Source organism: Microbacterium oleivorans (assembly GCF_001691565.1).
In the GTDB taxonomy this organism is placed as follows: Bacteria; Actinomycetota; Actinomycetes; order Actinomycetales; family Microbacteriaceae; genus Microbacterium; species Microbacterium oleivorans_B.
Window position 1 is genome coordinate 371,854 of record NZ_MAYO01000002.1, and the last position, 24,643, is coordinate 396,496.

31 protein-coding genes are annotated in these 24,643 nt (G+C 70.5%); 21 read left to right on the plus strand and 10 right to left on the minus strand.

Features of this window, described 5'->3' with window-relative positions; genetic code table 11:
• Position 1 precedes the first annotated feature (1 nt).
• The gene (locus tag BBA86_RS02050; protein WP_065570027.1) at positions 2-280 is read right to left on the minus strand and encodes a multidrug ABC transporter ATPase; all 279 of its coding nucleotides are present in this window, start codon (positions 278-280) and stop codon (positions 2-4) included.
• Between the two features lie 104 nt (positions 281-384).
• On the opposite strand from BBA86_RS02050, the gene BBA86_RS02055 reads away from it, so the two are divergent.
• Together BBA86_RS02055 and BBA86_RS02060 are read left to right on the plus strand one after the other, a co-directional pair.
• Positions 385-768 carry a cold-shock protein gene (locus BBA86_RS02055; protein ID WP_065570028.1) on the plus strand — a complete coding sequence of 128 codons (384 nt, stop codon included), beginning with the start codon at positions 385-387 and terminating at the stop codon, positions 766-768.
• Positions 752-1,486, plus strand: a complete 735-nt coding sequence (locus BBA86_RS02060) for a DUF3027 domain-containing protein (protein WP_411267685.1) — start codon at positions 752-754, stop codon at positions 1,484-1,486. Before BBA86_RS02055 ends, BBA86_RS02060 begins: the two co-directional genes overlap by 17 nt.
• A gap of 71 nt (positions 1,487-1,557) precedes the next feature.
• Here BBA86_RS02060 and serC read toward each other — a convergent pair whose 3' ends face one another.
• Positions 1,558-2,676, minus strand: a complete 1,119-nt coding sequence (serC, locus tag BBA86_RS02065) for a phosphoserine transaminase (protein WP_065570030.1) — start codon at positions 2,674-2,676, stop codon at positions 1,558-1,560.
• A gap of 108 nt (positions 2,677-2,784) precedes the next feature.
• On the opposite strand from serC, the gene BBA86_RS02070 reads away from it, so the two are divergent.
• The 3 genes from BBA86_RS02070 to BBA86_RS02080 all read left to right on the plus strand — a co-directional run bounded on the left by BBA86_RS02070 (position 2,785) and on the right by BBA86_RS02080 (position 5,397).
• The gene (locus BBA86_RS02070; RefSeq protein WP_065570031.1) at positions 2,785-3,489 is read left to right on the plus strand and encodes a metal-dependent transcriptional regulator; all 705 of its coding nucleotides are present in this window, start codon (positions 2,785-2,787) and stop codon (positions 3,487-3,489) included.
• Positions 3,490-3,649: 160 nt separating this feature from the next.
• Positions 3,650-4,594 carry a M23 family metallopeptidase gene (locus BBA86_RS02075; protein ID WP_223247007.1) on the plus strand — a complete coding sequence of 315 codons (945 nt, stop codon included), beginning with the start codon at positions 3,650-3,652 and terminating at the stop codon, positions 4,592-4,594.
• Positions 4,595-4,899: 305 nt separating this feature from the next.
• Positions 4,900-5,397 carry an HNH endonuclease gene (locus BBA86_RS02080; RefSeq protein WP_065570032.1) on the plus strand — a complete coding sequence of 166 codons (498 nt, stop codon included), beginning with the start codon at positions 4,900-4,902 and terminating at the stop codon, positions 5,395-5,397.
• A 6-nt stretch (positions 5,398-5,403) separates the two neighbouring features.
• Here BBA86_RS02080 and cynS read toward each other — a convergent pair whose 3' ends face one another.
• Positions 5,404-5,874, minus strand: coding sequence for a cyanase (gene cynS, locus BBA86_RS02085; RefSeq protein WP_065570033.1), 471 nt, complete (start codon positions 5,872-5,874; stop codon positions 5,404-5,406).
• A 153-nt stretch (positions 5,875-6,027) separates the two neighbouring features.
• Here cynS and BBA86_RS02090 point away from each other — a divergent pair, with 153 nt between their 5' ends.
• The 7 genes from BBA86_RS02090 to BBA86_RS02120 all read left to right on the plus strand — a co-directional run bounded on the left by BBA86_RS02090 (position 6,028) and on the right by BBA86_RS02120 (position 13,850).
• Positions 6,028-6,723 carry a helix-turn-helix domain-containing protein gene (locus BBA86_RS02090; RefSeq protein ID WP_065570034.1) on the plus strand — a complete coding sequence of 232 codons (696 nt, stop codon included), beginning with the start codon at positions 6,028-6,030 and terminating at the stop codon, positions 6,721-6,723.
• 241 nt (positions 6,724-6,964) lie between these two features.
• On the plus strand, positions 6,965-7,651 hold the full coding sequence (locus BBA86_RS02095) for a hypothetical protein (protein ID WP_065570163.1): 687 nt from the start codon (positions 6,965-6,967) through the stop codon (positions 7,649-7,651).
• Positions 7,651-9,234, plus strand: coding sequence for a DNA polymerase Y family protein (locus BBA86_RS02100; RefSeq protein ID WP_065570035.1), 1,584 nt, complete (start codon positions 7,651-7,653; stop codon positions 9,232-9,234). Before BBA86_RS02095 ends, BBA86_RS02100 begins: the two co-directional genes overlap by 1 nt.
• Positions 9,234-12,932 (plus strand): error-prone DNA polymerase, encoded by a 3,699-nt coding sequence (locus tag BBA86_RS02105; protein ID WP_065570036.1) that lies wholly within the window; start codon positions 9,234-9,236, stop codon positions 12,930-12,932. The genes BBA86_RS02100 and BBA86_RS02105 overlap by 1 nt, the downstream gene beginning before the upstream one ends.
• Positions 12,933-12,950: 18 nt before the next feature.
• Positions 12,951-13,319: an SdpI family protein gene (locus tag BBA86_RS02110; RefSeq protein WP_065570037.1), complete on the plus strand. Its 369-nt coding sequence runs from the start codon at positions 12,951-12,953 to the stop codon at positions 13,317-13,319.
• Between the two features lie 61 nt (positions 13,320-13,380).
• Positions 13,381-13,698 (plus strand): ArsR/SmtB family transcription factor, encoded by a 318-nt coding sequence (locus tag BBA86_RS02115; RefSeq protein WP_065570038.1) that lies wholly within the window; start codon positions 13,381-13,383, stop codon positions 13,696-13,698.
• Positions 13,695-13,850 (plus strand): zinc transporter permease, encoded by a 156-nt coding sequence (locus tag BBA86_RS02120; RefSeq protein WP_065570039.1) that lies wholly within the window; start codon positions 13,695-13,697, stop codon positions 13,848-13,850. Before BBA86_RS02115 ends, BBA86_RS02120 begins: the two co-directional genes overlap by 4 nt.
• Positions 13,851-13,937: 87 nt before the next feature.
• Here the strand turns inward: BBA86_RS02120 and BBA86_RS02125 are convergent, their stop codons facing one another.
• Complete coding sequence (locus tag BBA86_RS02125; protein WP_065570040.1) at positions 13,938-14,972, minus strand: GTP-binding protein; 1,035 nt, start codon at positions 14,970-14,972, stop codon at positions 13,938-13,940.
• 68 nt (positions 14,973-15,040) lie between these two features.
• Here BBA86_RS02125 and ykgO point away from each other — a divergent pair, with 68 nt between their 5' ends.
• The gene (gene ykgO, locus BBA86_RS02130) at positions 15,041-15,163 is read left to right on the plus strand and encodes a type B 50S ribosomal protein L36 (protein ID WP_018188560.1); all 123 of its coding nucleotides are present in this window, start codon (positions 15,041-15,043) and stop codon (positions 15,161-15,163) included.
• Positions 15,164-15,226: 63 nt separating this feature from the next.
• Here the strand turns inward: ykgO and BBA86_RS02135 are convergent, their stop codons facing one another.
• Together BBA86_RS02135 and BBA86_RS02140 are read right to left on the minus strand one after the other, a co-directional pair.
• Complete coding sequence (locus tag BBA86_RS02135) at positions 15,227-16,633, minus strand: PepSY-associated TM helix domain-containing protein (protein ID WP_065570041.1); 1,407 nt, start codon at positions 16,631-16,633, stop codon at positions 15,227-15,229.
• A gap of 99 nt (positions 16,634-16,732) precedes the next feature.
• Positions 16,733-17,329 (minus strand): hypothetical protein, encoded by a 597-nt coding sequence (locus BBA86_RS02140; protein ID WP_065570042.1) that lies wholly within the window; start codon positions 17,327-17,329, stop codon positions 16,733-16,735.
• Positions 17,330-17,445: 116 nt separating this feature from the next.
• Between BBA86_RS02140 and BBA86_RS02145 the strand changes: the two genes are divergently transcribed.
• Positions 17,446-17,730, plus strand: a complete 285-nt coding sequence (locus BBA86_RS02145; protein ID WP_065570043.1) for a hypothetical protein — start codon at positions 17,446-17,448, stop codon at positions 17,728-17,730.
• Between the two features lie 33 nt (positions 17,731-17,763).
• Positions 17,764-18,123: a hypothetical protein gene (locus BBA86_RS02150; RefSeq protein WP_065570044.1), complete on the plus strand. Its 360-nt coding sequence runs from the start codon at positions 17,764-17,766 to the stop codon at positions 18,121-18,123.
• 80 nt (positions 18,124-18,203) lie between these two features.
• Here BBA86_RS02150 and BBA86_RS02155 read toward each other — a convergent pair whose 3' ends face one another.
• Positions 18,204-18,485: a HesB/IscA family protein gene (locus BBA86_RS02155; RefSeq protein ID WP_065570045.1), complete on the minus strand. Its 282-nt coding sequence runs from the start codon at positions 18,483-18,485 to the stop codon at positions 18,204-18,206.
• A gap of 191 nt (positions 18,486-18,676) precedes the next feature.
• On the opposite strand from BBA86_RS02155, the gene BBA86_RS14500 reads away from it, so the two are divergent.
• Complete coding sequence (locus BBA86_RS14500; protein WP_189318408.1) at positions 18,677-18,838, plus strand: hypothetical protein; 162 nt, start codon at positions 18,677-18,679, stop codon at positions 18,836-18,838.
• Positions 18,839-18,841: 3 nt separating this feature from the next.
• On the opposite strand, the gene BBA86_RS02160 is transcribed toward BBA86_RS14500, so the two are convergent.
• Positions 18,842-19,732: an AraC family transcriptional regulator gene (locus BBA86_RS02160; protein ID WP_065570046.1), complete on the minus strand. Its 891-nt coding sequence runs from the start codon at positions 19,730-19,732 to the stop codon at positions 18,842-18,844.
• Positions 19,733-19,852: 120 nt separating this feature from the next.
• Between BBA86_RS02160 and BBA86_RS02165 the strand changes: the two genes are divergently transcribed.
• The 5 genes from BBA86_RS02165 (at position 19,853) to BBA86_RS02190 (ending at position 22,872) form a co-directional block, all read left to right on the plus strand.
• Positions 19,853-20,641, plus strand: a complete 789-nt coding sequence (locus BBA86_RS02165) for an SDR family NAD(P)-dependent oxidoreductase (protein WP_065570047.1) — start codon at positions 19,853-19,855, stop codon at positions 20,639-20,641.
• A 69-nt stretch (positions 20,642-20,710) separates the two neighbouring features.
• A complete protein-coding gene (locus BBA86_RS14505) occupies positions 20,711-21,259 on the plus strand; it encodes a hypothetical protein (RefSeq protein ID WP_189318402.1) in 549 nt (182 codons plus the stop codon).
• Between the two features lie 19 nt (positions 21,260-21,278).
• Positions 21,279-22,178, plus strand: coding sequence for a TolB family protein (locus tag BBA86_RS02180; RefSeq protein WP_065570050.1), 900 nt, complete (start codon positions 21,279-21,281; stop codon positions 22,176-22,178).
• Between the two features lie 32 nt (positions 22,179-22,210).
• Positions 22,211-22,489, plus strand: coding sequence for an ArsR/SmtB family transcription factor (locus BBA86_RS02185; RefSeq protein WP_065570051.1), 279 nt, complete (start codon positions 22,211-22,213; stop codon positions 22,487-22,489).
• On the plus strand, positions 22,486-22,872 hold the full coding sequence (locus BBA86_RS02190; RefSeq protein ID WP_065570052.1) for a VOC family protein: 387 nt from the start codon (positions 22,486-22,488) through the stop codon (positions 22,870-22,872). Before BBA86_RS02185 ends, BBA86_RS02190 begins: the two co-directional genes overlap by 4 nt.
• Position 22,873: 1 nt before the next feature.
• Here the strand turns inward: BBA86_RS02190 and BBA86_RS02195 are convergent, their stop codons facing one another.
• Together BBA86_RS02195 and BBA86_RS02200 are read right to left on the minus strand one after the other, a co-directional pair.
• Positions 22,874-23,995 carry a GDSL-type esterase/lipase family protein gene (locus BBA86_RS02195; protein ID WP_065570053.1) on the minus strand — a complete coding sequence of 374 codons (1,122 nt, stop codon included), beginning with the start codon at positions 23,993-23,995 and terminating at the stop codon, positions 22,874-22,876.
• Positions 23,992-24,549 (minus strand): TetR/AcrR family transcriptional regulator, encoded by a 558-nt coding sequence (locus BBA86_RS02200; RefSeq protein ID WP_065570054.1) that lies wholly within the window; start codon positions 24,547-24,549, stop codon positions 23,992-23,994. The genes BBA86_RS02195 and BBA86_RS02200 overlap by 4 nt, the downstream gene beginning before the upstream one ends.
• Positions 24,550-24,643 lie beyond the last annotated feature (94 nt).

Genomic DNA, 24,643 nt, shown 5'->3' on the forward strand with positions numbered 1-24,643 from the left:
GTCAACGGCCCTTGTTGGCCCGTCCCCGTCGCGCGAAGGTCATGATCAGCAGCGCCAGCAGCAGGGCGAAGGCCACCGGCGGCGCGACGTAGACGATGAGGCTCACCGCCGGCCAGACGCCGGAGGCGAAGTCCTCTTGTTCCAGGCCGCCGGGGCCCGAAGCGATGATGATCGCGAAGAAGCAGATGACCGAGAGCACCAGCAGTCCCAGGGACATGAACGCCAGGATGCGGTCGATGCGACGAACGGGAAGGTCGCCGGCCGGGGGCGGAGTGCTCATCCGATCAGAGTAGCGGCTCGCCACGGTGCCGTAGTCTGGTGGTGGGGCTGAGACGGTCCCACTTTTCCATGCCCGCACGCGGGCCGAGCAGCGAGGTTCGACACATGCCCACCGGCAAGGTCAGGTTCTACGACGAGGCTAAGGGATTCGGCTTCATCACCGGCGACGACGGTCAGGACGTCTTCCTGCACGCGACCGCGCTTCCCGCCGGGACCACCACGATGAAGCCGGGCACGCGTCTGGAGTTCGGCGTCGCCGACGGCCGCCGCGGCCTGCAGGCGCTCGCCGTGCGGGTGCTCGACGCTCCCGTCAGCCTCAGCAAGCGCAATCGCAAGCCCGCCGACGACATGGCGGTCATCATCGAGGACCTCGTCAAGCTGCTCGACGGCATCGGCGGTGACCTCCGTCACGGACGGTACCCGAGCGGCGCGCACGGCAAGAAGGTCGCCGCAGTGCTCCGCAAGGTCGCTGATGACCTCGATGCCTGAGTCGACCGAGCCGACCGAGTCGACCGAGTCGACTGAGCCGACGCAGGTCGCCGAGTCGAGCGACGCGTCGGGACAGGAGTCCGCTCCGACGGACCCGCGGCTGTTCGAGGCATACGACCTCGCTCGTGCTGCTCTCCTCGAGGTGACTCCCGAGGCGACCGTCGGCGAAGCCGCCGGATACCTCCTCGAAGACGGCGGTGTCGTGTCGCTCCGCTTCTCGAACCGGATGGCCGGGTATCCGGGCTGGTTCTGGACCGTCAGCGTGGCGGTCGTCGAGGGATCCGAGCCGACCGTGCTCGAAGTGGAGCTCCTGCCCGGCGACGGTGCACTGCTCGCGCCCGAGTGGCTGCCGTGGGCCGAGCGGCTCGCCGAGTACCAGGCGGCTCAGGCAGCCGCCGGGGAAGACGAGTCCGACGAGGACGACGCGGACGACGACGTCGACGAGGATGACGACGCGGACGACGACGCCGAGGACCTCGACGCGAGCGACTTCGACAGCGACGGGTCGCCCATCCTGCACGCGGGCGATGTGGACGGTGTCGACATCGATGAGCTCGATGAGACGGCGGACGACGACGAGTCCGACGACGACGAGTCCGACGATGACGACGAAGAATCCGACGATGACGACGAAGAGTCCGGCGACGACGAATCGGACGATGACGAGTCCGACGACGAGGAGACCGACGACGACGGCGAGTCGCTGCGCGAGTACTGACGCGCGGCATCCGCTCTCAGACGAACGCGGCCCCGGGGATCACTCCTCGGGGCCGCGTTCGTCGTGCGGGGTCAGTCGGCGAGGTGCTCCACCGTGTAGTCGACGGCCTTGATCAGCTGACGCACGTCGTCGGGCTCGATCGAGACGAAGGTGGCAACGCGCAGCTGGTTCCGGCCGAGCTTGCGGTACGGCTCGGTGTCGACGATGCCGTTCGCGCGCAGGCTCCCGGCGACCGCGGCGGCGTCGACGGAGTCGTCGAAGTCGATCGTGACGACGACGGGGGAGCGGTCCGCCGGATCGGCGACGAACGGCGTCGCGAAGGATGCGGCATCCGCCCATTCGTACAGCGCCCCTGAGGATTCCGCGGTGCGCGCGCCGGCCCAGGCGAGTCCGCCGTTGCCGTTGATCCACTGCAGCTGGGTATCCAGCAGCTGCAGCGTCGCGATCGCCGGAGTGTTGAGGGTCTGCTGCAGGCGCGAGTTGTCGAGCGCGTTCTTCAGGCTCAGGAACTCCGGGATGTACCTGCCGGATGCCGCGACCCGCTCGATCCGCTCGATGGCGGCCGGCGACACCGCGGCATACCAGAGGCCGCCGTCCGAGCCGAGGTTCTTCTGCGGCGCGAAGTAGTAGACGTCGGCCTCGGCGATGTCGATGTCGATGCCGCCCGCGGCGCTCGTGGCGTCGATCACCGTGAGGGCGCCTGCGTCACCGTGGACCCGCGTGATCGCGGTTGCGACGCCCGTCGAGGTCTCATTGTGCGCCCAGGCGTAGACGTCGACGCCCTCGACGGCTTCGGCCGTCGCGCTCGTGCCGGGTTCGGCGCGACGCACGTCGGGCGCCTCGAGCCAGGGAGCGGCGGCGGCGGCGGCGAACTTGCCGCCGAACTCGCCGAACACCAGGTTCTGTGCGCGCTTCTCGATGAGTCCGAAGGCAGCGGCATCCCAGAACGCCGTCGAGCCGCCGTTGCCGAGGATGATCTCGTAGCCCTCGGGGAGGCGGAACAGGTCGGCCAGACCCGAACGCGTGCGGGCGACGAGCTCCTTCACGGGGGCCTGACGATGCGAGGTGCCGAACAGCGACGCCCCCTGGGTGACGAGCGCTTCGAGCTGCTCGGCACGGACCTTGGACGGGCCGCATCCGAAGCGTCCGTCGACGGGCAGGAACTCGCGGGGGAGGGTCACAGTCGCCATGCCGAGAAGTCTAGGGCGCAGGCCCCGGCGGTCCCGGTCGCATGACGCCCCGCGACCGGATGCCGGATAGGCTGGGAACGCATTGTCTCCCGCGCGAAAAGGGCTTTGATGACCGACCTCATCGACACCACCGAGATGTATCTGCGCACCATCCTCGAGCTCGAGGAAGAGGGCATCACGCCCCTGCGTGCCCGCATCTCGGAGCGCCTCGGACACTCCGGCCCGACGGTGTCGCAGACGATCGGGCGCATGGAGCGCGACGGTCTGGTCGTCGTCTCGGAGGACCGCACGCTCGAGCTCACCGACCCGGGCCGCCAGAAGGCGGTCGACGTCATGCGCAAGCACCGCCTCGCGGAGCGGCTGCTGTCGGATGTCATCGGCCTCGACTGGGCGTACGTGCACGAAGAAGCCTGCCGGTGGGAGCACGTCATGAGCGAGCTCGTCGAGCGTCGCCTCATCGAACTCCTCGACCACCCGACGGAATCGCCGTACGGCAATCCGATCCCCGGCCTCGACCAGCTCGGCGACATTCCTGCCAACGCGTTCGACAACGGCGTCGTCGGCCTGGTGCGCCGGTTGAACGATGCAGGCGGACCGGTGACGGGCAGCATCCGTCGACTCGCCGAACCGATGCAGGTCGATCCGGAGCTCCTCACGCAGCTGCGCGACGCGGGCGTCGTGCCGGGTCGGACCGGCTCGTTCCGGTTCAACGAGGGATACGTCCTCGTCGAGATGGACGACGTCGACGAGGCGCTCGAACTGCCCGTCGAGGTGGCGTCGCACATCTTCGTCGTCGACACTCGCGAGATCTGACAGCTCCGCGACCGCTCTTGCGCAAGGGCGGGAGCGTGACTTATTCGTTACCTTCCGGTAGCCTCGGAGGGTCCATCGGCGAGAAGCCCGCCTCGGACCGCTCCGTGAGTTGCCTCTCCGGCTCGTCATTCGCGAAGTGCCCCCTACATCCGTGCCCGACATGGAGTGCCGACGAGCCAGCATCCACCCCCCGGATGCGGAGGCGCTGGAGGACAGCTTGGCTGAAGAGTTCCACCCGTCGAACGAGATTTCTGAGGCATCGACGGCCCCCCGAAAAGGTCGTCTGAGTAGACGGTTCGCCGCGAAGGCGCCCGCCACCCGATCGACGGCATCCCGCCCTCACCCCGTCCGCAGTTTCGTGACCGTCGCCGCTGTCGCCGGCATGGTCGCGACCGTGGCCATCCCCGCCTTCGCAGCGGCCGACCGCGGCGATGTCGCCGAGGCGCAGACGTTGCAGCAGGCCTCCGCGGACGACGCGCAGTCGCTCGTCGTCGCCTCGGAGGGAAGCCCCGCAACCCTCGAGCGCGGTGGCTACTCGGCCACGACGCCCGAGGAGATCAAGGCGGCCAAGGCGAAGGAAGCCGCAGAGAAGGCTGCCAAGGCTGCTCTGGCGGCCCGCCTCGCGTCGGCTTCCTCCTCCTCCTCGTCGTCGTCGTCTTCGTCGGCGCGGTCATCGTCGAGCTTCTCGAACTCGGTCCCGCTCGTCTCGCCCGGATCGGGGACGGTCCGTCGTCCGCTCGCGCACTTCAACAACTTCGGCACCCCGTACGCCGGCCACAAGGGCACGGACTACATGGTCGGTCGCGGCGAGCCGATCTACGCGGTCGCCGACGGCACCGTGGTCGCCTCGTCCGAGTCCGGACCGGGGTGGGGTGTGTACGTGAAGATCGCCCACAACATCGGCGGCGTGCGGGTCACCTCGCTGTACGCGCACATGGACTGGGGCACGCGCCGCGTCCAGGTGGGCGACACGGTCTCGGTCGGTCAGCTCATCGGGCAGGTCGGCGACACCGGACGCGCGTTCGGCACCCACCTGCACCTCGAGATCCGCATCAACAACGGGTACACCAACGCGGAGTCGTGGCTGCAAGCCAACGCCGGCTGACGACACACAGCTGCCGTTCTGCTGTTGTTCGCCCTCGGGCCTTCCGGGGTGTAATACCCTGACCCCGACGCTCGTTCGAGCCGAGGGGAGCTGTATGGACATCCAACCCCGCATTCGCAACCGGAATGCGCTAGGTCGGCATGTGCTGCGGCATCGTGTGCACGATTGCCACGACATCGGTCGTGCGAAAAAGGCGCTGTCTTCATGACGGCGCCTTTTTTCGTACCCGCACCCTCTCGATCCGCACCGCGTCGACGACACGGAAGGCCGCTGAAGCCGTCTCGGCCGTTCGAGAGGACACCCCTATGCGCACTCTGGTGCTGAATGCAGGTTACGAACCCCTGGCCGTCATCTCCTTCAAACGAGCCTTGGTGCTCGTCATGACGGAGAAGGCGACCATCATCGAGCGCGTCGAGGAGGACCCCGTCTGGGGCACTCGCGACGTGTACGACCGACCGGCCGTCATCGTGCTGACCCGCTACGTGCGGATCCCGGCGTCGCGCAGGGTCCCGGTCACCCGGCGGGGTGTGCTCCGCCGCGACGGTAACCGGTGCGCCTACTGCGGCAAGGGCGCGACGACGATCGATCACGTGCTGCCGCGTTCGCGCGGGGGAGCGGACTCGTGGGAGAACCTCGTCGCCGCGTGCCTGCGCTGCAACAACCTGAAGGGTGACCGCACACCGCAGGAGATGCACTGGGAGCTGCGATGGATGCCGCAACCGCCGCGCGGCGCCGGGTGGCGTGTGCGCGGCGCTGAGCGCGCTGATCCCGCGTGGGAGCCGTACCTGGCGCTCGCGGCGTAGTCGCGGTCAGCTGCCGGAGTCGACCCACGCGTACGGCAGGAACTTGCCGTCGATCGTGATGACGACGCGGTCCCCGTCGGGATGCGCGACGCGGTCGAGCGAGATGCTGCAGTTGATCGCGCTCATGATGCCGTCGCCGAAGCGGTCGTGGATGAGGGCTTTCAGCGCGGGCCCGTAGACCTGCACGAGCTCGTGGAAGCGGTAGATCGTCGGGTCGGTCGACAGATCGGCCTCGGCGGCACGGTTCGGCTGCCGGGTGAGCGCGTCGACGAGAGCGGCGTCGAGTCCGAGGGCGTCGCCGAGTCGCTCCGCTTCGACCTCGGGAAGCGAGTGCATCCCGAGGGCGGCTGCGGCGGTCCACACCGGTGGGCGGCCGATGAGCTCGCTCACCGCGTCCCACGAGAGCCCGCTCTTGCGTCGCACCTCGTCGATGAGCGCGCCGGCGGCATGCTTGCTGATGATCTGGGGGAGCGTCATGGAGAGTCCTCTCGTCGGTTCGTTCCATCGGACCAGTGCCCAGGCGCTATGCGGCAGGAAGAACGCGCAGGGATGCCGTCGTTGTGCGCACGTGTGACACGGTCGAAACGCGCGCGACGCGCCGGCGCAAAGCCCGGTGCCTAGCGTGGGCCCATGGCGGTGCTCGAGCGGTGGATGCAGGCGGTGGTGGATGCCGTGCCGCAGCCGCTGTGGGTCATCGGACCCGGCGGCGCCGTCGCGCACGTGAACGAGGCCGCCGGGCGGTTGCTCGGATACTCCGACGCCCGCCGGGTCGTGGGAGGTCCGAGTCACGAGGTACTGCACGGGCATCGCGCGGACGGCTCGGCCTACCCCGCGCACGAGTGCCCGATCGTCCACGCGGCGGCGCATGGCGGTGACCCGCGGTGCAGCGAGGTGTTCGTAACCCGGTCGGGGCGACCGCTCGACGTCGCCTGGCGGGTGACGGAACTTCCCTTGCCGGAGCACCTGCTGCTGTCGTTCGAGCCCCAGACGGCGGTGCCGGTGCAGGGAGGGGTGCCGTCGGCATCCGCTCTTCGTGCGCAGATCGCCGCGCGGCACCGCGATCCGGAGTTCGGTGTCGACGTGCTCGCGCGGGACGCGCACGTGTCGGTGCGGACGGTGCAGGCCGTGCTGGGGCGGGTGGGGGAGAGTCCTGCCGCACTCATCCGCGAGCGCCGACTGGCATCCGCCGAGGTGCTGCTGCGCGAGGGAATGCCGGTGGCCGCCGCCGCGTACGGTGCCGGCTTCCGCGACCCGGGCACGTTCGCCCGGGCATTCCGGCGCCGGTTCGGTGTGACGCCGGGGGCGTTCGCGCGCGCGGCTGGCTGAGGGGCTCGCGGCCGGCGCGTTCGGGGTGTCATCGGATTCGGAGAATGTCGCCGGATTCGGATCGGAATGCGGTTGCTGGTCCGAATCCGATGCTGATCTCCGAATTCGAGAACGGACCTGATGAGGCGCGTCTGCGGCTCGGGGGCGGCGCGGGGGCGATGTCGGAGCCCGTGCGTATCTTCGAACTCGACGGCTTGAGCCATTCGAACAAAGCTTCTACCATGTCGAGGTGAGATCCATCGTGCGCGACACCGCTACTGCCCAAGAGGTGGAGCGGCTGCGCGCGCAGATGGCTCGGATCCAGGGGCGCAAACTTGAGGCGCCGCCTCTTCCCACCCATCCTGCCCTGGCCGAACTGCTGCCGGGCGGGGGGCTGCGGCCGGGATCGTCGTATGCGATCGGCGGCTCGATGTCGCTGCTGTTCGGTCTGCTGGCGCAGCCGTCGCAGACGGGCAGTTGGTGCGGGGTGGTGGGGATGCCGGGGTTCGGCGCCGAGGCGGCTGAGAAGGCGGGTGTCGACCTGTCGCACCTCGTGCTGATCCCCGAGCCCGGGGCGCGGTGGCTCGCGGTCACCGCGACGATCGCCGACGTGCTGCCGGTCGTCGCGGTGCGGCCGCCCAGCCGGGCGAAGGATGCCGAGATCTCGCGGCTCGCGGCGCGCATGCGCGAGCGCGGCGTCGTGCTGCTCGTACAGGGGCCGTGGCCGCAGACCGAGGCGATGATCGACGTGACCGATGCCCGTTGGTCGGGTCTCGGCGACGGGTACGGTGTGCTGTCGGACCGGGAGCTGACCGTCACGGTCACGAGCCGGCGTTTTCCGGTGCCCCGGTCGTCGCGGATGCTGCTACCCGCCCCCGACGGAGCGATCGCGGTGCGCGAGCAGCCCGCCGCCCCGGTGGTCGACCTGCCGATGCGGGCGGTGAGCTGATGGATCCCGCACTCGTCGACACCGGCACCGAGCCGGTCCGGAGCCTCGTCGTGTGGGTGCCGGACTGGCCGGTCGTCGCGCTCGCCCGCGAAGGACTCGCCGAGGCCGAGGGGCCGATCGCCGTCTTCGCGAAGGGGACGGTCGCCGCGACCTCCCCGGCGGCTCGAGCCGACGGGGTGCGGCGCGGGATGCGGCGCCGCGATGCGCAGGCCCGGTGTCCGCAGCTGCAGGTCGTCGACGCCGACGACGCGCGCGACCACCGCACGTTCGCCCCGCTCATCGCCCGGCTCGAGGAGATCGCCCCGGGTGTGCAGCTGCGCGAGCCGGGCCTCTGCGCCCTGCGCGTGAAGGGCCCTGCGCGGTTCTACGGCGGCGAGGCGGGTGCGGCGACGGCGCTCACCGGCGCGCTCGCCGAGCTCGGCGTCCTCGACGTGCGGGCGGGGGTGGGCGACGGTCCGTTCACGGCGGAGCAGGCTGCACGCACCACCGGCCCGGACGCCCCGATGCGGATCGTGCCGCCGGGGGCGGCGGCCGCGTTCCTCTCGCCGCTGCCGGTGACGGCGCTCGAGGACGAGTCGGTCGCGAGCCTGTTCGCGCGTCTCGGCATCCACACCCTCGGTCAGCTCGCCGCACTGCCGCCCGCGCGGCTCGTCGAACGGCTCGGCCCTCGCGGGGCGCGACTGCACGCGCTCGCGTCGGGGCTCGACTCGCAGCCCGTGCAGCCGCGCACGCCGCCGCCGGAGCTCGAGCGCGAGGTCAGCTTCGAGCCGCCGCTCGAGATCGCCGATCAGGTGGCGTTCGGCATCCGGCTCGCCGCGGAGCAGTTCATCTCGGGGCTCGGCGCCGTCGACCTCGTCTGCACCGAGCTGCGCGTTGCGCTGACCGGGGATCGCGGCGACCACAGTGAGCGGGTGTGGCTGCATCCCGGCGCGTTCGACGCGGCCGCCGTCGTAGACCGGGTGCGGTGGCAGCTCGCGGAGCGCGGGCTCAAGAGCGCGGTCGCGAAGGTGCGGATTGCGCCCGAGAAGGTGGACGCGGCATCCCATCACGTGACAGGGCTGTTCGGTTCTGGGCCGGAGGAACGCGTGCACTCAGCGCTCTCGCGCGTGCAGGCGATGCTCGGACACACCGGCGTCGTGACGCCGCAGGTCGGCGGCGGGCGGTGGCTCGCCGAACGGCAGGTGCTCGTGCCGTGGGGGGACCGCGCCGTCATCGCCGAGCGGGCGCGGCCGTGGCCGGGGAGCCTGCCCGACCCGCTGCCGGCGACCGTCTTCCCCGAGCCGGTCCCGGTCGCCGTCATCGACCGGGACGACGACATGGTCGCCGTCGACGGCCGCGGCGAGCTGACGGCCGAGCCGATCGCGCTGATCCTGCCGGGAGCGCCGGACGCATCGGGGGCGCGGAGGCCCCGGCATCCGCGTCGCATCGCCTCGTGGGCAGGACCCTGGCCCGTCATGGAGCGGGGGTGGGATGCCGCGCGCACCCGTCGCGCGCACCGGTTCCAGGTGGTCGACGAGGCCGAGACCGCGTGGCTGCTGGTGTGCGAAGAGGGCGTCTGGCACGCCGAGGGCAGGTACGACTGATGGGGTGGGGCAACAACCCGTCGGTCTCGTGGTCGGAGATGGAACGGATCCTCAGCGACCGGCGGCGACCCGAGGGGGCACCGGCGGGCACCGACGGCGGCGACAGTCCGGCGTGGTCGCACAAGCGGGGGAAGTACCGCACGCCCGAGATCGAGCGACCGACCGATGCCGTGCCGTACGCCGAACTGCACGCGCACTCGTCGTTCTCGTTCCTCGACGGGGCGTCCTCGCCCGAGGATCTCGTCGAAGAGGCGGAGCGCCTGGGCCTGCACGCCCTCGCGATCACCGACCACGACGGGTTCTACGGCATCGTCCGCTTCGCCGAGGCGGCCGAGCACCTGCAGCTGCAGACCGTGTTCGGCGCCGAGCTGTCGCTGGGTCTGCCCGGTCCGCAGAACGGGGAGCCCGACCCGCACGGGCGGCACCTGCTCGTGCTCGCCCGCGGCGAGGAAGGATACCACCGACTCGCCGCCGCGATCACGCACGCGCAGCTGGCGGGCGGTGAGAAGGGCCGCCCGGTCTACGACCTGCACGACCTCGCCGACCGGGCCGGCGGCCACTGGCAGGTGCTGACCGGATGCCGCAAGGGCGCCGTCCGGCAGGCGCTCGCCGTCGACGGGCCGGCCGCGGCGGCGTACGAGCTCGACCGGCTCGTCGACCTGTTCGGGCCCGAGCGGGTCGACGTCGAGCTCATCGATCAGGGCGCACCGACGGATTCGCGCGACAACGACGTGCTCGCCGCGCTCGCCGCCGAGCGGGGGCTTCCGGTCGTCGCATCGAACAACGTGCACTACGCCGTGCCCGAGAAGGTGCACCTCGCGGCGGCGGTCGCGGCGGTGCGGGCGAACCGCGGGCTCGACGAGCTCGACGGGTGGCTGCCGTCGCACGCCAGCGCGCACCTGCGGTCGGGGGCCGAGATGGCGCGGCGGTTCCGGCGGTATCCGGGCGCGGTCGAGCGCACCGTCGAGCTCGCCGACGCGCTCGCGTTCCCGCTGCGACGGGCCAAGCCCGCGCTGCCGAAGATGCAGGTGCCCGAGGGGCACACGCCGATGACCTGGCTGCGGCACCTGGTGTGGGAGGCCGTGCCTCGCAAGTACCCGGATGCCACCGATGCGAACCGTGCGCGCATCGAGAAGGAACTCGGCGTCATCGAACAGAAGGACTTCCCGGGGTACTTCCTCATCGTGCACGGCATCGTGCAGGAGGCGCGGCGCCGCGGCATCCTGTGTCAGGGGCGGGGGTCCGCCGCGAACAGTGCCGTCTGCTATCTGCTCGACATCACGGCGATCGACTCGATCTTCTACGACCTGCCGTTCGAGCGGTTCCTGTCGGCGCTCCGTGACGAGGAGCCCGACATCGACGTCGACTTCGACTCGGACCGGCGCGAGGAGATCATCCAGTGGGTCTACGAGACGTACGGGCGTGAGCGCGCGGCGCAGGTCGCGAACGTCATCCAGTACCGGCCGAAGAACGCGATCCGCGACATGGCGAAGGCGCTCGGGCATTCGCCGGGGCAGCAGGACGCCTGGTCGAAGCAGGTCGAACGGTGGGGCGCGGCGCTCGACACCCCGCCCGATCACGACATCCCGGATCGGGTGATCGCGTACGCGGGTGAGCTGTTGAAGGCGCCTCGACATCTCGGCATCCACTCCGGCGGCATGGTGCTGACCGATCGCCCCGTCGGGGAGGTCGTGCCGATCGAGCACGCGCGCATGGAGAACCGCACCGTCATCCAGTGGGATAAGGACGACGCTGCGTGGATGGGGCTCGTGAAGTTCGACCTGCTGGGGCTCGGGATGCTCGCAGCTCTCCAGTACTGCTTCGACATGATCGAGGCCGCGACGGGGGAGCGGTGGAGCCTCGATGCGATGCCGAAGGAGGAGGCGGCGGTCTACGACATGCTGTGCCGCGCCGATTCGATCGGGGTGTTCCAGGTCGAGTCCCGCGCGCAGATGGGGCTGCTGCCCCGCCTGCAGCCGCGGAAGTTCTACGACCTCGTGGTCGAGATCGCCCTCATCCGGCCGGGTCCGATCCAGGGCGGTGCGGTGCACCCGTTCGTGCGACGCAAGCTCGGCGACGAGCCGATCACGTACGCGCACCCGAAGCTGAAGCCGGTGCTGGAGCGGACGCTCGGCATCCCGGTGTTCCAGGAGCAGCTCATGCAGATGGGCATGGCGATCGGCGATCTGTCGGGCGAGGATGCCGACCTGCTGCGCCGTGCGATGGGGTCCAAGCGCGGCATCGAGCGGATCGATTCGCTGAAGAAGAAGCTGTACGAGGGGATGGCGCGCAACGGCCTGACCGGTAAGACCGCTGACGACATCTACGTGAAGATCCAGGCGTTCGCGAACTTCGGCTTCGCCGAGAGCCACTCGCTGTCGTTCGGTCTGCTCGTGTACGCGTCGTCGTGGCTGAAGCTGCACTATCCAGCAGCGTTCCTGGCCGCGCTGCTGCGCGCGCAGCCGATGGGCTTCTACTCGCCCGCGACCCTGACCGCCGACGCACGCCGGCACGGGGTCGAGGTGCGCCGGCCCGATCTGCACGCGTCGGGGGTGGAGGCGGGGCTGGAGCCGGTGTCGCCTCGCGAGGAGATGCCGGTTCCCGAGGAGGGTTTCCGTGGTTTCGCTCCTCGGGACGCGTCATCTCCTCGGTTCTCGACGGTGGCGGATGCCGGGGCTCGGGAAGCCGGGGGCGGGGGCGCCGGGCGCGGCGCTGCCGCGGGGATCGGCCGTCGCGAGGACGTTTCGGGCGGGATTCCTCCTCGGGAGCGCAGATCTCCGCTCGGGAGCCGGGATGCCGGGAGCCGGGATGCCGGCAGCCGGGATGCCGGGGGCCGGGATGCCGGATCGGGGCCAGCCACTGCCGAGCCCGGGGCTGGACACCGTCGCGCCCCGACGGGCCGGGACTCCTGCACCGACCGCATCCAGCCGCCCGTGCCGGAGTTCGACCGGTCGCTGCCTGACGAATCGGCGGCGCATCGGCGCGACGGGAACTTCGCGGTGCGGCTGGGGCTCGCCTCGGTCACGGGTATCGGGGTGCCGCTGGCGACGAAGATCGTGGCGGAGCGGGAGGCATCCGGTCCGTACCGGGACCTGCGCGACCTCGTGCGGCGCACCGGCGCGACGGCGGCGCAGCTCGAGGCGCTGTCGACGGCGGGCGCGTTCGAGAGCCTCGGGATCACGCGGCGCGAGGGCATCTGGTTGGCGGGGGATGCCGCGCAGGACCGGCAGGAGTTCCTCGAGGGATCGCTGGTGTCGGTGCAGCCGCCGCTTTTCCCCGACCAGTCGAGTTACGACGTGCTCGCCGCCGACCTGTGGGCGACGGGGGTGTCGGCCGACGACCACCCGCTGACGCACTACCGCTCGCAGCTCGACGCGCGCGGGGTGATCACCTCGCGCGGCATGCGCGAGCACGAGATTGGCCGGCGCATCGAGGTCGCGGGGTTGGTGACACACCGGCAGCGGCCGGCGACGGCATCCGGGATCACCTTCCTGAATCTCGAGGACGAGTACGGCGTCATGAACGTGATCTGCTCGGTCGGGGTATGGAACAGATACCGGCGCATCCTGCGCGACAGTCCCGCGCTCATCGCGCGCGGCATGCTCGAGCGCTCGCCTGAGGGTGTGACGAACCTCGTCGCCGACGGGTTCGAGGACCTGCGAGTGGGGGTGACGCACCGGTCGAGGGACTTCCAGTGACCTGCCTAGGCTGTCGTGATGGACGACCTGGGCATTCGATTCACGATTCTGATCCTGCTGGCGGCGATGGGGGTCCTGCTCATCTGGGTCGCCACCGCAGCAGCGTCGGGGCGGTTGACGCGCAACCACATCGCCGGGATCCGCATCCCCAGCACGATGGCCAGCGACGAGGCATGGCTCGCCGCCCACATCCGCGCGAAGCGTCCCACGGTCTGGGGTGGGGTCGCTGCCGTGGTCGCCGGGCTCTGCGCGTTCCTGCCCGTGCCGACCGAGTCCCTCTCGATCGTGGTGATCGGGGCATCCGTCGTGGTGCTCGCCTGCGTCCTCTACGGCGCACGCGTCGGCAGCCGCGCCGCGAATGAACTCGAGCGCGACACGCGACGATGAGAATCGTCCCCAGTTGTATAAACACATTGCAATGTCACTATGTATAGGGGAGTGTTGACCCGTGGCGAACGAGATCGCAGCGGCCGCTGATCTGTTCCGGGTGCTCGGTAACGAGTCCCGGTTGGGTCTGCTCGTCGCCCTCGCCGACGGTCCCTTAGTCGTCGGCGCCCTCGTCGAGGCGACGGGAATGACTCAGCCTCTCGTGTCGCAGCATCTTCGGACGCTGCGGCAGGCGGGGTTGGTCGAGGTGACGAGAGACGGCAGGACGGGCGAGTACCGCCTTGCCGACGAGCACGTGGTGCACGTCATCACCGACGCCCTCACCCACGTCACGGAACCCGACGCGACGCGTCGGAACACACCCGAGGAGACAACATGAGCACAGAAGAAGTCCACGCAGAGCACACCGTCGCCGACCACGCCCACGGCGCCGATTGCGGCCACGAGACGGTCGAGCACGACGGTCACGTCGACTACCTGCACGACGGTCACAAGCACGCCGAACACGGCGACCACTACGACGAGCACTGAACCACAGCGAAGCGCTGAACCACAGCGAACCGCCGGATCACAGCGAGGCGGCGAGGCTCTTCGGAGTCTCGCCGCCTCGCTGGCTGGTCACTCCCTGCTGCGGGCGACCTGCCACATCGGGAACGGATCCTCGAAGGTCGCCCATGCCGACGGTCCCGCCGCGAGCTCGTCGTCGGTCAGCGCCGTCTCGTCGAGGGCGGCGCGCAGCGCGCGGTGGTGCAGATCGAGCCCGATGATCGCGATGTCCTCGCCGACGGCCAGGAGTCCCTCGGCCTCCGGCATCCCGTCGTCCACCTGGACGGGCGAGAAGGCGATCATCGACCCGACGTGATCCCACTGCGCGATGACGTTCGAGCGGGTCGCGAAGCGGCAGAACCCCGCCGAGCGGATGACCGAGCCGAACTCGCCGCTCTCGATCCGTTCGTCGAGCAGAGTGTTCAGACGTCCGGGATGCAGCGGGCGGACGTTCTCGTACCGCAGGGCGCTGATCCGCGGGTCGGTCATGTGCGGCGCGAACTCCCCGTTCAGCAGCTGCACCCATCCGGGCGCGTCCTGGTGGGAGCGAATCGGGATCGGTGCGACGGGCAGCAGATCGACGGCCGGCTGATGCAGACGCAGTCGCGCGGACGGGGCGAGGTGGCTGACCAGCGCCATCGTGATCGAGAGGTCCGGAGTCGACAGTCCCGACCAATTCACGAGCATGATCGTCGACGCGTACTCGAGCTGCTGCACCGCGAGCAGGGCGTGAGCCGTGTAGCGGGTGCGCGGCATCCCGCTGTCGTCGACCTCGGAAGATCCCGCGTAGGTCTCGCGTCGGAGGTCGTCGAGGAGGGGGGGCGCATCGACGACGCACACGACGCCGCGCAGGCGCAGCCCGCTGCCGCGCTCGGCGAGCGCCCCGATGACGTCGAGAATCGAGGCATCCGACGGGAACTCGGCCACGACACCGCTCCCGACGTTCAGCCACGGCAGGAACGCGGCCGCGCTCGACGCCGGATCCTGAGGTGCCAGTCGGGATGCCGCGAGTAGAGGTCTCGACGTCGCCCGGCTCAACCGCGCCGCGTATTGCGCCCGCTCGGGACCGCACGCTCCCATCACGGCGATCACGTCCGTCTCGTGCATCCGACACCTCATTTCATCTCGGCGTGTGTAGCCTTAATGATAACCGTTCTCAATTAGGAGTGTGTGTCATGAAGGTCCGAGCGTCCCTGAAGTCCCTGAAGAAGCAACCCGGCGCGCAGGTCGTCCGCCGACGCGGGCGGGTGTTCGTCATCAACAAGCTCAACCCGCGGTTCAAGGGCCGCCAAGGCTGACGCCGGCCCGGCGTGCTGGGCCGGCGTCACCTGGTACTGACCCGCTGATCTCGGGGCCGCGACTCACCCCGCCGCGGCGCGCCGTCGCTGCACCGCGTCGATGATCACGTCGACCACGACGAACGCGGCGAGGGTCCAGCCGACGAGCGGCAGCGCGAGCCCGACCAGCACGCCGCCCGCGACCACGGCCGTGACACCCCACCACGGGGCACCGTCGAGCACGCCGCGGCGCGGCGGCATCCCGACCCGTGCGGTCTTGGTGGGCCGGCGCTTCACCCACATGACGTAGCCGAGGACGACCATGCCCGCGATCGAGAGGGCGAGGAGGAACATCACGATCTGGTTGGCGAGGCCGAACATCGTGCCCATGTGGATCGAGACGCCCCACGAGGCGAGCTTCGCGGGCAGCGAGAAGTCGGCGAAGTCGACACGATCGACAGGTTTCAGCGTCGTGCCGTCGATCGCGACGGCGTCGAGATGGCCCGGGAACCCGCGGTCGATCTCCTGCACCTTCCATGCCTGGTCGACAGCGGCGGGTGGCGTGATCTGTACCACCCCTGTGTCGATGTTGACCTTGCGGGCCGCCGCGAGCACGTCGTCGAACGTGCCCGGGTCGACGGTGAGAGCAGCGGATGCCGCGCCGTGACCTGCGTGCTCGTCCCCGCCGCCGGCGGCTTCGCCGAGGCTCGTCGAGACGGCGGGCGTGGTCCAGTCGAGGGCGGCGCGAAGGTTCGTGACGTTCTGTCCGCCGTACGTCGACCAGGTGATGCCCGTCGCCGAGAGGAACACCGCGCCGAGCGCGATCCAGATGCCGACGGAGGTGTGCCAGCTGAAGAAGCGACGGTAACCGGTGTAGGTCCGCGCCGGCCGCACGAAATCCTTCTTCCTGCGCGCCGTGCGGATGCGGGTGACCCACATGATGACGCCCGCGACGACGACGATGCCGAGCCAGGACGCCGCGAGCTCGCTGTACAGCCGTCCCGGGTCGCCGAGGCCGAGGCTCCGGTGGACGTTGCTGATCGCGGTGCGCAGCGGCAGCGATCCGCTCGTGCCGTAGACGGTCTCGTCGCCGCGGATCTCGCCGGTGCCCGGATCGACGAAGACGGCGCGCGACTCGCTCGCCCCGAGCCCGTCCTGCGCGAACATGACGCGCGTCGTGTCGCCGGGCTCCGGAGCGGGACGGACGGCCGACAGAGTCGCGGCGTCGCCGACGTGGGCTTCGGCGATCTCGACCTGCTGGCCGAGGCTGAGCTGCGTCGCGGTCACGGGGGCATGCAGCTGCCGCGCGTACACGGCCTGCTCGATCGTGGGCGACAGGGCGTACAGGGCGCCGCTGAGTGCCGCTACGAGGATGAACGGTCCGACGAGGATGCCGGCGTAGAAGTGCAGGCGCACGAGGAAGGCGCCGAACCAGCCCGGTCGGCGGGTGGGCCGCGGCGGGGCGGGAGGGGTGGTCACGGTGGCGGTCATGATCGCTTTCGAGTGAGGAGGATGCAGCGGAGGAGCGCGCCGATGACACGGCGCGGCGCGCCGCGGCATCCCTCGTCGAGAACGGAGAGGCGGCGCGCGTCAGATCGCGAGCGCGCGCGGCGGACCGCGGCCGGCCGCGACGCGGAGCGTGACCGAGCGCAGGACGGGGACGTCGGTGGGCGCCGGTGCGGGCGCCGGGCGGTCGACGGCTCCGAGCACGAGGACCGCGGTGAGGATGCGGTGGCGCACCCAGCGGGCGATCTCGGCGGCGAGGGCGAGCAGCCGCAGCGCGGTGCGCTCGCCGCGGTGCAGCACCGCGACGGTGAGGAGGGCGGCGAGGCCGTGCATGGCCCACATGAGCGGATCGGCGCAGATCGCGGTGGCGGTAGCCCCGGCATCCGTCATCAGGGGCATCCCGTGCTGGTGCGGCATGCCCGACGGGGTGACCGTGCCGATGACGAAGAGGGTGTGGAAGAGGAGTTGGCTGCCGGTGACGGCGAGGGCCAGGCGGGGGAGCGAGAGGCGACGGCCCGCGAGCGCCGTGCAGACGAAGAGCGAGAGCGCGAGGGGGACGACGATGCCGAGCGGGCCGGGGACCTGTCCGCCGCCGGCGACGTGCGAGAGGAGCGCCGCCCACGTGGCGAGGGATGCCGCGAGCGCGCCGCGGGCGACGCGGGAGACTCGGGACGGGCGCACGCGTCCATTGTCGCAGGGCTGAGGCCCCTTGCGAGGTCGGCGCCGCTGCGCAAGCCCTGAGGAGAACCCGGTCGGCGCGATTACCGTGAGGGGACTTTCACCGGTCGGAGGGCATCATGACGAACTACGCGCAGCGGAACGAAGCGGTCCAGCGGAAGCAGATGGGCTCGGGCGCGTTCGTCGCGATCTTCATGAGCCTCGTGTTCCTCGTCGTCGCGGCGGGCTTCGCGATCCTCGGGGTGCTGTTCATCACCAACCCGATGCCGGTCGTCGTCCTCGGCGTGCTGATGCTGATCGGCGCGGTCGCGGTGCTCGTCCTGTCGGGTCTGTGCATCGCCGCGTCGGTGCGAGCGCTCATGCGTCCCGAGAAGGCGAAGCGGCGCGTCGAGCGCATGGCCTGACGCGCGCGCGGAGCGACGTGCCATGATCGTCGCATGCTGGCTGACATCCTCGAGGTACTCGGCGACGCGCTCGTGGCCGTCGGCGACGCTCGGCGGGGTCCGCGGCACGTGCACAGCCGCATCCGGCTGACGCGCGGCGAGATCGAGGGTCTGTCGCTGCGGGAGGACGTGGGCGGGGAGGCGGCGATCGACCATCGAACGATCGCCATCAACGAGGTGACCCTCACGGGCGTCGCCATCGCCCCGCGGCCGCTTCGCGTGTCGTACCTCGACGACATTCAGCAGCGAGCTCAGGTGGTCCGCATCGAGTTCGACGGCGGCGAGGCCGAGTGGACGATCCCCGAGTCGACCGATCTCCGGAAGCTGCAGAAGCGCATCGGCGCCTCGTTCTGAGACGCGGGATGCCGGGCGCGGCCGCACACGCACGAAAGCCCCGAACCGCACGGGTTCGAGGCTTTCGAGAAACGTCTGTGTCAGACGGCCTGCGCGAGGGCGAAGCCGACCGAACCGTCCTCTTCGACGCGGGCGTCGAGGACGCGGTCGCCGAGGGCGATGTTCGCCGCAGGGTCCACGAAGACGCGGGCTCCATCGCTCTCGACGACGGTGTCGCCGTCGGTGGGAGCAGGGGCGAGGGACAGGGCGTACCCGTTCTGCGGGTCTGCGGCCTCGGCGATCCGGAGTCCACCGGTCTCGGTGGGGATCTGCGAGGAGAGGCTCTTGACGGCGGTGCTGGCGTTCTCGGTGAGAGTGAGCATGATGCTCCCTTCCGTGGATTGCGGGCGTGAGCGGGCAACGATGCCGAGAATCGGGTGCCGCCGCAACCGCTGACACACCTTCGCCCCGCACTCACACGGCTTACGGAGGTTGACGCATCATCCCCGCGGCGTACGCCGGATCATCATCCGGGGGCGATTCGCCGACGAGGCGACCCGGCTTGACTCGAGTCATGACCCAGAACCGCCTTCGCTTGGCTGCCGCCGCCGGCCTCGTCGCCCCGCTGCCGGCGACCGTGTTCGCCTGCGGACCCTACGAGGTCGTGAAGACCGACGCCGGCTGGCTCGGCTGGTTCAGCGCGACGGAGAAGGGGCAGACGCCCGCCGACGCGTGAGCGTCAGCTCGCCCGCATCCGCTCCCGGAGGTCCGTCGCATCGGATGCCGGGGAACGTCCGTACGCGGAGCGGTAGTCGCGCGAGAAGTGCGACGCGCTGACGTACCCGACCGCGGCGCCGGCCTGCGCGGCGGTGTCGCCCTCCGTGATCAGCAGGCGTCGTGCCTCGCCGAGGCGGAGCCGCTTCAGGTATCGCATGGGCGTGAGCCCGGTGAGTTCGCGGAAGCGGCGGCTCACCGTGGTCGGGCTGGCGCCGACGGATGCCGCGATCGCATCGAGCGTCCACGGCTCGGCCAGCCGGCGGGTCAGCGTGGTGATTGCCGTGTTGACGATGTCCGCGTTCGCGTGGGCCGCCGCGTCGAGCACGCGCGCGGCCTGGTCGCTCCGCAGCAGCCGGACGACGAGCTCGCGGTTCAGGAGCGGGGTCATCACGGCGGCTTCGTCGGGAGCGTCGAGGAGGGCGAGCATCCGGTCGACGACGTCGGCGATCTCCGCTGTCATGGTGCCGAGCCGCTCCGACGCTTCGGGCGCCGCGGGGCGCGGCAGCTGTCCGGCGACCTCGGCGACGACGGCGGGATCGATCCGCCAGTTGACCGAGACGAAGTCGCCCGCCGGTCCGGTCTCGGTCACACGCGCGAACAGGGGCAGGTCGACCGGCGTGATGAGGAAACGCTCCGGACCCCATTCCTCCCCGGTCGTGGAGTCGTCGCCCGACACTTTGCGACCCGTGAGCACCACCGCGACGCACGGCTTGTACTGGACGAACATCGTCGGAGTGGGAGCGGTCGTACGGCCCAGGATCAGACCGAGCGACTCGGCCCGCTGAGGTCGGTCGATGTGCCGCCGCACGCGTTCCGCGGCGCGGTCGAGGCTGGTCCCGGTCCGCTCGTCCATGTGCCCATTGAACCGGATGCCGGTGCCCCCCGGCCGCGCTCGCCGAATCCGATGACGAACCGGCAAGCATCCGACCGGATCAGGCAACCCGAACGGGCGCCCGGCCGTCACGGTGGAGGAATGACCACGAATCTTCTGACTCTTCCTCGCGACCAGCGCCTCGCCGGTCGCACCGCCATCGTCACCGGCTCCTCGAGCGGGATCGGCGAAGCGATCGCGCATGTGCTCGCGGCATCCGGTGCTCACGTCGTCGTCCACGGCCGCGACGTGGGCCGGGCTGAGGCGGTGGCTGCAGCCATCGCCGACGGCGGGGGCGCGGCATCCGTCGTCACCGGCGACCTCGCCGAGAGTCCCGCCGCCGCGCGCGCTTTCGCTGCCCAGGCGACGGAGGCGTTGGGCGGTCGTGTCGACGTGCTCGTCAACAACGCCGGAATCTTCCCGATCGGCCCGACGCCGGAGCTCTCGGACGACGACGTGGCCGCGCTGCTCGCGACGAACGTCCGCGTGCCGCACGACCTGGTGGGGGCTCTCGCTCCCGGCATGGTCGCGCGGGGGTCGGGCGTCGTGGTGAACATCACGTCGTGGATGGCGCACATCGGCACGCCCAACGTCGGCCTCTACCCGGCGACGAAGGCGGCGCTCGAGCACCTCACGCAGGCGTGGGCGGCGGAGTTCGGTCCCCGCGGCGTGCGCGTGAACGCCGTCGCGCCGGGCGCGATCATCACTCCCGGGAATGCGGCAGCGCTCGAGATCCTGAAAGCGATGACGGCGGTCTCGCCGGCGGGGGAGCCCGGGCGGCCGATCGACATCGCGCATGCGGTGCGGTTCCTCGCGTCGGACGAGTCCGCGTACGTGCACGGTCAGGTGATCAGCGTCGACGGCGGTGTCGTGGCGGCTCGGGTGGGGTGATCGGCGGTGCGGTCGTCGGCGGCCCGTCGCGGGTGAGATGGTTGTCCTGTCGACGAGACGGAGGACACCGTGGCACGCAAGCAGACACTGGTGGCGGGCGCAGTCGCACTCGCGGCGCTGATGCTGGCAGGGTGTGCGCCCGAGCCGACCCCGTCGCCGACGATCACGTCGCCGTCCCCGAGCGCGTCGTCGCCGAGCCCGACGCCCAGCGACGAGCCGATGCCGAGCGTCACGCCGACGCCGAGCCCGACGTCGTCGCCCGTCGGGCCGCCCGCGACACGGCCGGTGGAGCCGCCGACCGGCACCGACCCGGATGCCGCGGGGATGATCGCCGACCAGGCGGGCGCGCTCTGCGCCGCGGAGCACCGGACGGGTCAAAGTGCGGGCGACACGCAGATCGGGGAGCCGACCGTCTACGAGCGTTCGGTCTCACCGCGCTGGTACGTCACGGTCCTCGCTGCGAACGAGTTCGGCCAGTACTACCAGGAGTGCGTCCTCGGCGGGTCTGAGAAGAACCCCGAGTGGTCGTTGACGCAGGGGACACCGAAGAGCGAGATGACGCAGGCGCACATCGAGCAGATGCGCACGCAGAACGAGGACTTCGACGAGGACCACTGACGGGCCGATACGGTGAGGCATGGCCATCACCGTTTTCCCGCCGCGCGACTTCGCCCTCGACGGGCAGCGATGCCGCGTCCACGTCTACGACGTCGTGACCGGGACCGACCGGGTGATCTTCGAGACCGACGAGGTCCTGCTCGAGGCGCCGAACTGGGCGCCGGAGGGTCTGCTGCTCAACGGCGCGGGGAAGCTCTGGCTGCTGGACGCGGATGCCGCGGGTGCTGACATCGCGGAGGTGCCGTTCACCGGCATCCCGCCTCTCAACAACGACCATGTGCTCGTGCCGAAGTCGGGCGACATCCTTTTGTCGGCCAACGACGGACAGATCTACCGGGCGCCGCGGACCGGCGGTGAGGGCGTGCGGATCACGAATGCGGACGATCCGTTCATGCACTTCCTGCACGGGGTGAGCCCGGATGGCGCGTGGATCGCGTACACGGCACTCTCGATCGAGGACGGCGAGGTGCTGTCGGCCGACCTGCGGACCGCGCGGATCGACGGTTCAGAGGACGTCCCTCTGACGACGGGTCAGGTCGCCGACGGCAGCGAGTGGTCGCCGGGCGGGTCGTGGATCTACCTGAACACCGAGGAGTTCTCGCAGGTCGCGGGGCACGCACAGATCGCACGGATGCGCCGGGACCGTTCCGGGCTCGAGCAGCTGACGTTCGATGACCGCGTGAACTGGTTTCCGCATCCCTCGCCGACGGGCCGCGACGCCGTCTACATCAGCTTCCCGCCCGGAACGAACGGGCACCCGGCGGATGTCGAGGTCGAGCTGCGCCTCGTGCGGAACGGGCACTGGCACCACCCCGAGACCGTCGCGACGGTGTTCGGCGGTCAGGGCACGATCAACGTGAACAGCTGGACCTCGGACGGATCGCGTTTCGCGTACGTCGATTATCCGGTGGGGTCTTGATAGGCAAGTAGCCACTTGCCTATACTTACCGCATGGGCGATGTGTTCAAGGCTCTCGCCGACGAGACGCGTCGGACGATCCTCGACGACCTCGCCGAGCGCGACGGGCAGACGCTGTTCGAGCTGTGCGTGCGGCTTGCCGATCGCGGCGTGACGCATTCGCGGCAGGCGGTGTCGCAGCATCTGGCGGTCCTCGAAGAGGCGGGACTCGTGCACAGTGAGCGTCGCGGCAAGTTCAAGTTCCACACCATCGACACCCGGCCGCTCGCTCGGATCTCGGAGCGCTGGCCCCTTCCCGCAGGAGAGTCATGAAGATCCAGACCGTGAGCGTGTTCGTCGACGATCAGCAGCGCGCGCTCGAGTTCTACACCGAGAAGCTCGGCTTCGCCGTGGCCGCCGACGTGCCGATGGGGGAGTTCCGGTGGCTGACGGTCGTCGACCCCGCGGCGCCCGAGGGCACCCAGCTGTCGCTCGAGCCGAAGGGTCACCCCGCGGTGCCGCCGTTCACCGACGCGCTGCTCGAGGACGGCATCCCGTTCTTCGTGCTGGGCGTCGACGACGTGCAGGCCGAGTACGAGCGGCTGCAAGGGCTCGGTGTCGAGTTCACGCAGCCGCCGATCGACCACGGGCCGGTGACGACCGCGGTGCTGAGCGATACGGTCGGGAACCTGCTGCAGATCGCCGCCTTCGCCTGAGTCAGAACGCGATCGCCGCGAAGCGCTCGCCGATGAGGCGATGCGCCTCGGGGCTCGGGTGCAGCCGGTCGGGGAGCGGGTGGGTCGCGGCATCCGCTTCGCCGTAGAGAGCGAGCCCGTCGACGAGGTGCAGGTTCGGGTCGTCGCGGTGGGCGTAGACGTCGGCGAGGGCGTCGCGGACGACCTCGAGGGTGAGGCGTCCGCCGGCGGTGTCGCCGGGGGTGCCGGCCGCGCCGAAGAGCAGTGTGTCGATGGCGAAGGAATCGGGGTCGATGGTGCCCGGGCCGGGGGTGTCTTCGTGGATGCCGCACCAGATCGGCGTGATGAGATGCAGCGGCGTGTCGGGGTGGCCGTCGCGGATCGTGTCGAGGAAGCCGTGGACGGCGGGGACGAACGCGCGCAGCCGCATCGAGTCAGCGTTGACGACGTTGATGCCGAGCGCGACGCTGATCACGTCGGCGGGGGTGTCGCGGATGACGCGCGCCACGAACGGGTCGACCTGCGCGCTGCCGCCGACGCCGAGGTTGCGCAGGTCGAGTCCGGCGCGACGCGCGGCGAGGGAGACCCACGTCGAGCTCGGCTGCGTCGCGTTGGAGCCCTGACTGATCGAGCTGCCGTGGTGCACCCAGCGCGGGCGCTCGGTGGCGTCGGGGGAGACGGGGGCGTCGGCGCGCAGCGCGATGAGCTCGATCGTCTCGTTGTGCGGCAGCCAGAGCTCGACGAGCTTGTCGCGCGGGTCGAGTCCGTCGACGGTGATGCGCTGCACCGGTCCTTCGACGAGCTGACGGATGCCGGTGGTCGGGTCGGTGTCGACGGTGTCGCCGCCGTCGAGCTCGATGCTGTCGTGCAGGGCGCCGTCGATGCGGACGTCGACGCGTCCGCGCGGGCGGGAGAGTCCGCGCAGGGTGGCGCGCGTCGAGTGCAGGTCGAGCTCGAGGCGGGATGCCGCGGTCCGCAACGCGATGCGTGCGCCGGCGGGCTGCGCCTCGACGCCGAGCAGTTGCGGCTCGGGGTACTGGGTGCGGACCCACGCGGGCAAGCGGTGCAGGCGCAGGCCGCGGCTGGTGGGTTCGAGCTCGGCGAGTCCGCGGACGGTCGTGGTGTCGAGGGTGATGTCGATCATGCGGGATCCTTCGGAGTCCAGGTGCGGAGGGCGCGGTCGAGCGCGTCGAGGGCGCGGTTCCAGGAGGTGTCGGTGGCCTCGTCGCGATGCGCGAACGACGAGGCGGATTCGAGGGCGAGGTAGCCGGCGATGGTCGCGCTCGCGAAGCGCACCGCGTGGACGGTCTCGCCGTCGGGCAGGTCGTAGTCGCCGAGGGAGCCGACGACGAGCGCCGAGATGCGGGATGCCGCCGGCCCGGTGATCTCGTTGCGGTCGACCGGCTGCGAGATCATGGCCCACCGCGCCGGATGGGCGAATGCGTAGGAGCGCTGCGCGTTGGCGAGGTCGCGGAGCGAGGGGGAGTCGCCGATGGCTTCGGCGAGCTCGTGGAAGACGGCGGCCTGGACGGCGCTGCGGAGCGCGGCGAGGTCGCGGACGTGGGCGTAGAGGCTGGCGGTCTGCACGCCGACGCGTCGCGCGAGCACCGACATGGAAAGGGCGTCGGGCCCGTCGGTGTCGATGAGGTCGAGTGCCGCCCGGGTGAGGGCGTCGGGGGAGAGGTTCGCACGGGGCACGAGGAGTTAACCTACACCCTTTAGGTTTTGCCTGATCCACCCCCGCGCGTGGTCCTGTGTGAGAGAACGTTCATCTTCCGTGCGAAGGGGTGAA

Bases quoted from the DNA above. Each gene is read 5' to 3' on its own strand.
- BBA86_RS02050 (WP_065570027.1), bottom strand. From the start codon at position 280: ATGAGCACTCCGCCCCCGGCCGGCGACCTTCCCGTTCGTCGCATCGAC.
- BBA86_RS02055 (WP_065570028.1), top strand. From the start codon at position 385: ATGCCCACCGGCAAGGTCAGGTTCTACGACGAGGCTAAGGGATTCGGC.
- BBA86_RS02060 (WP_411267685.1), top strand. From the start codon at position 752: ATGACCTCGATGCCTGAGTCGACCGAGCCGACCGAGTCGACCGAGTCG.
- serC (WP_065570030.1), bottom strand. From the start codon at position 2,676: ATGGCGACTGTGACCCTCCCCCGCGAGTTCCTGCCCGTCGACGGACGC.
- BBA86_RS02070 (WP_065570031.1), top strand. From the start codon at position 2,785: ATGACCGACCTCATCGACACCACCGAGATGTATCTGCGCACCATCCTC.
- BBA86_RS02075 (WP_223247007.1), top strand. From the start codon at position 3,650: ATGGAGTGCCGACGAGCCAGCATCCACCCCCCGGATGCGGAGGCGCTG.
- BBA86_RS02080 (WP_065570032.1), top strand. From the start codon at position 4,900: ATGCGCACTCTGGTGCTGAATGCAGGTTACGAACCCCTGGCCGTCATC.
- cynS (WP_065570033.1), bottom strand. From the start codon at position 5,874: ATGACGCTCCCCCAGATCATCAGCAAGCATGCCGCCGGCGCGCTCATC.
- BBA86_RS02090 (WP_065570034.1), top strand. From the start codon at position 6,028: ATGGCGGTGCTCGAGCGGTGGATGCAGGCGGTGGTGGATGCCGTGCCG.
- BBA86_RS02100 (WP_065570035.1), top strand. From the start codon at position 7,651: ATGGATCCCGCACTCGTCGACACCGGCACCGAGCCGGTCCGGAGCCTC.
- BBA86_RS02105 (WP_065570036.1), top strand. From the start codon at position 9,234: ATGGGGTGGGGCAACAACCCGTCGGTCTCGTGGTCGGAGATGGAACGG.
- BBA86_RS02110 (WP_065570037.1), top strand. From the start codon at position 12,951: ATGGACGACCTGGGCATTCGATTCACGATTCTGATCCTGCTGGCGGCG.
- BBA86_RS02120 (WP_065570039.1), top strand. From the start codon at position 13,695: ATGAGCACAGAAGAAGTCCACGCAGAGCACACCGTCGCCGACCACGCC.
- BBA86_RS02125 (WP_065570040.1), bottom strand. From the start codon at position 14,972: ATGCACGAGACGGACGTGATCGCCGTGATGGGAGCGTGCGGTCCCGAG.
- ykgO (WP_018188560.1), top strand. From the start codon at position 15,041: ATGAAGGTCCGAGCGTCCCTGAAGTCCCTGAAGAAGCAACCCGGCGCG.
- BBA86_RS02135 (WP_065570041.1), bottom strand. From the start codon at position 16,633: ATGACCGCCACCGTGACCACCCCTCCCGCCCCGCCGCGGCCCACCCGC.
- BBA86_RS02145 (WP_065570043.1), top strand. From the start codon at position 17,446: ATGACGAACTACGCGCAGCGGAACGAAGCGGTCCAGCGGAAGCAGATG.
- BBA86_RS02150 (WP_065570044.1), top strand. From the start codon at position 17,764: ATGCTGGCTGACATCCTCGAGGTACTCGGCGACGCGCTCGTGGCCGTC.
- BBA86_RS02155 (WP_065570045.1), bottom strand. From the start codon at position 18,485: ATGCTCACTCTCACCGAGAACGCCAGCACCGCCGTCAAGAGCCTCTCC.
- BBA86_RS14500 (WP_189318408.1), top strand. From the start codon at position 18,677: ATGACCCAGAACCGCCTTCGCTTGGCTGCCGCCGCCGGCCTCGTCGCC.
- BBA86_RS02160 (WP_065570046.1), bottom strand. From the start codon at position 19,732: ATGGACGAGCGGACCGGGACCAGCCTCGACCGCGCCGCGGAACGCGTG.
- BBA86_RS02165 (WP_065570047.1), top strand. From the start codon at position 19,853: ATGACCACGAATCTTCTGACTCTTCCTCGCGACCAGCGCCTCGCCGGT.
- BBA86_RS02180 (WP_065570050.1), top strand. From the start codon at position 21,279: ATGGCCATCACCGTTTTCCCGCCGCGCGACTTCGCCCTCGACGGGCAG.
- BBA86_RS02185 (WP_065570051.1), top strand. From the start codon at position 22,211: ATGGGCGATGTGTTCAAGGCTCTCGCCGACGAGACGCGTCGGACGATC.
- BBA86_RS02190 (WP_065570052.1), top strand. From the start codon at position 22,486: ATGAAGATCCAGACCGTGAGCGTGTTCGTCGACGATCAGCAGCGCGCG.
- BBA86_RS02195 (WP_065570053.1), bottom strand. From the start codon at position 23,995: ATGATCGACATCACCCTCGACACCACGACCGTCCGCGGACTCGCCGAG.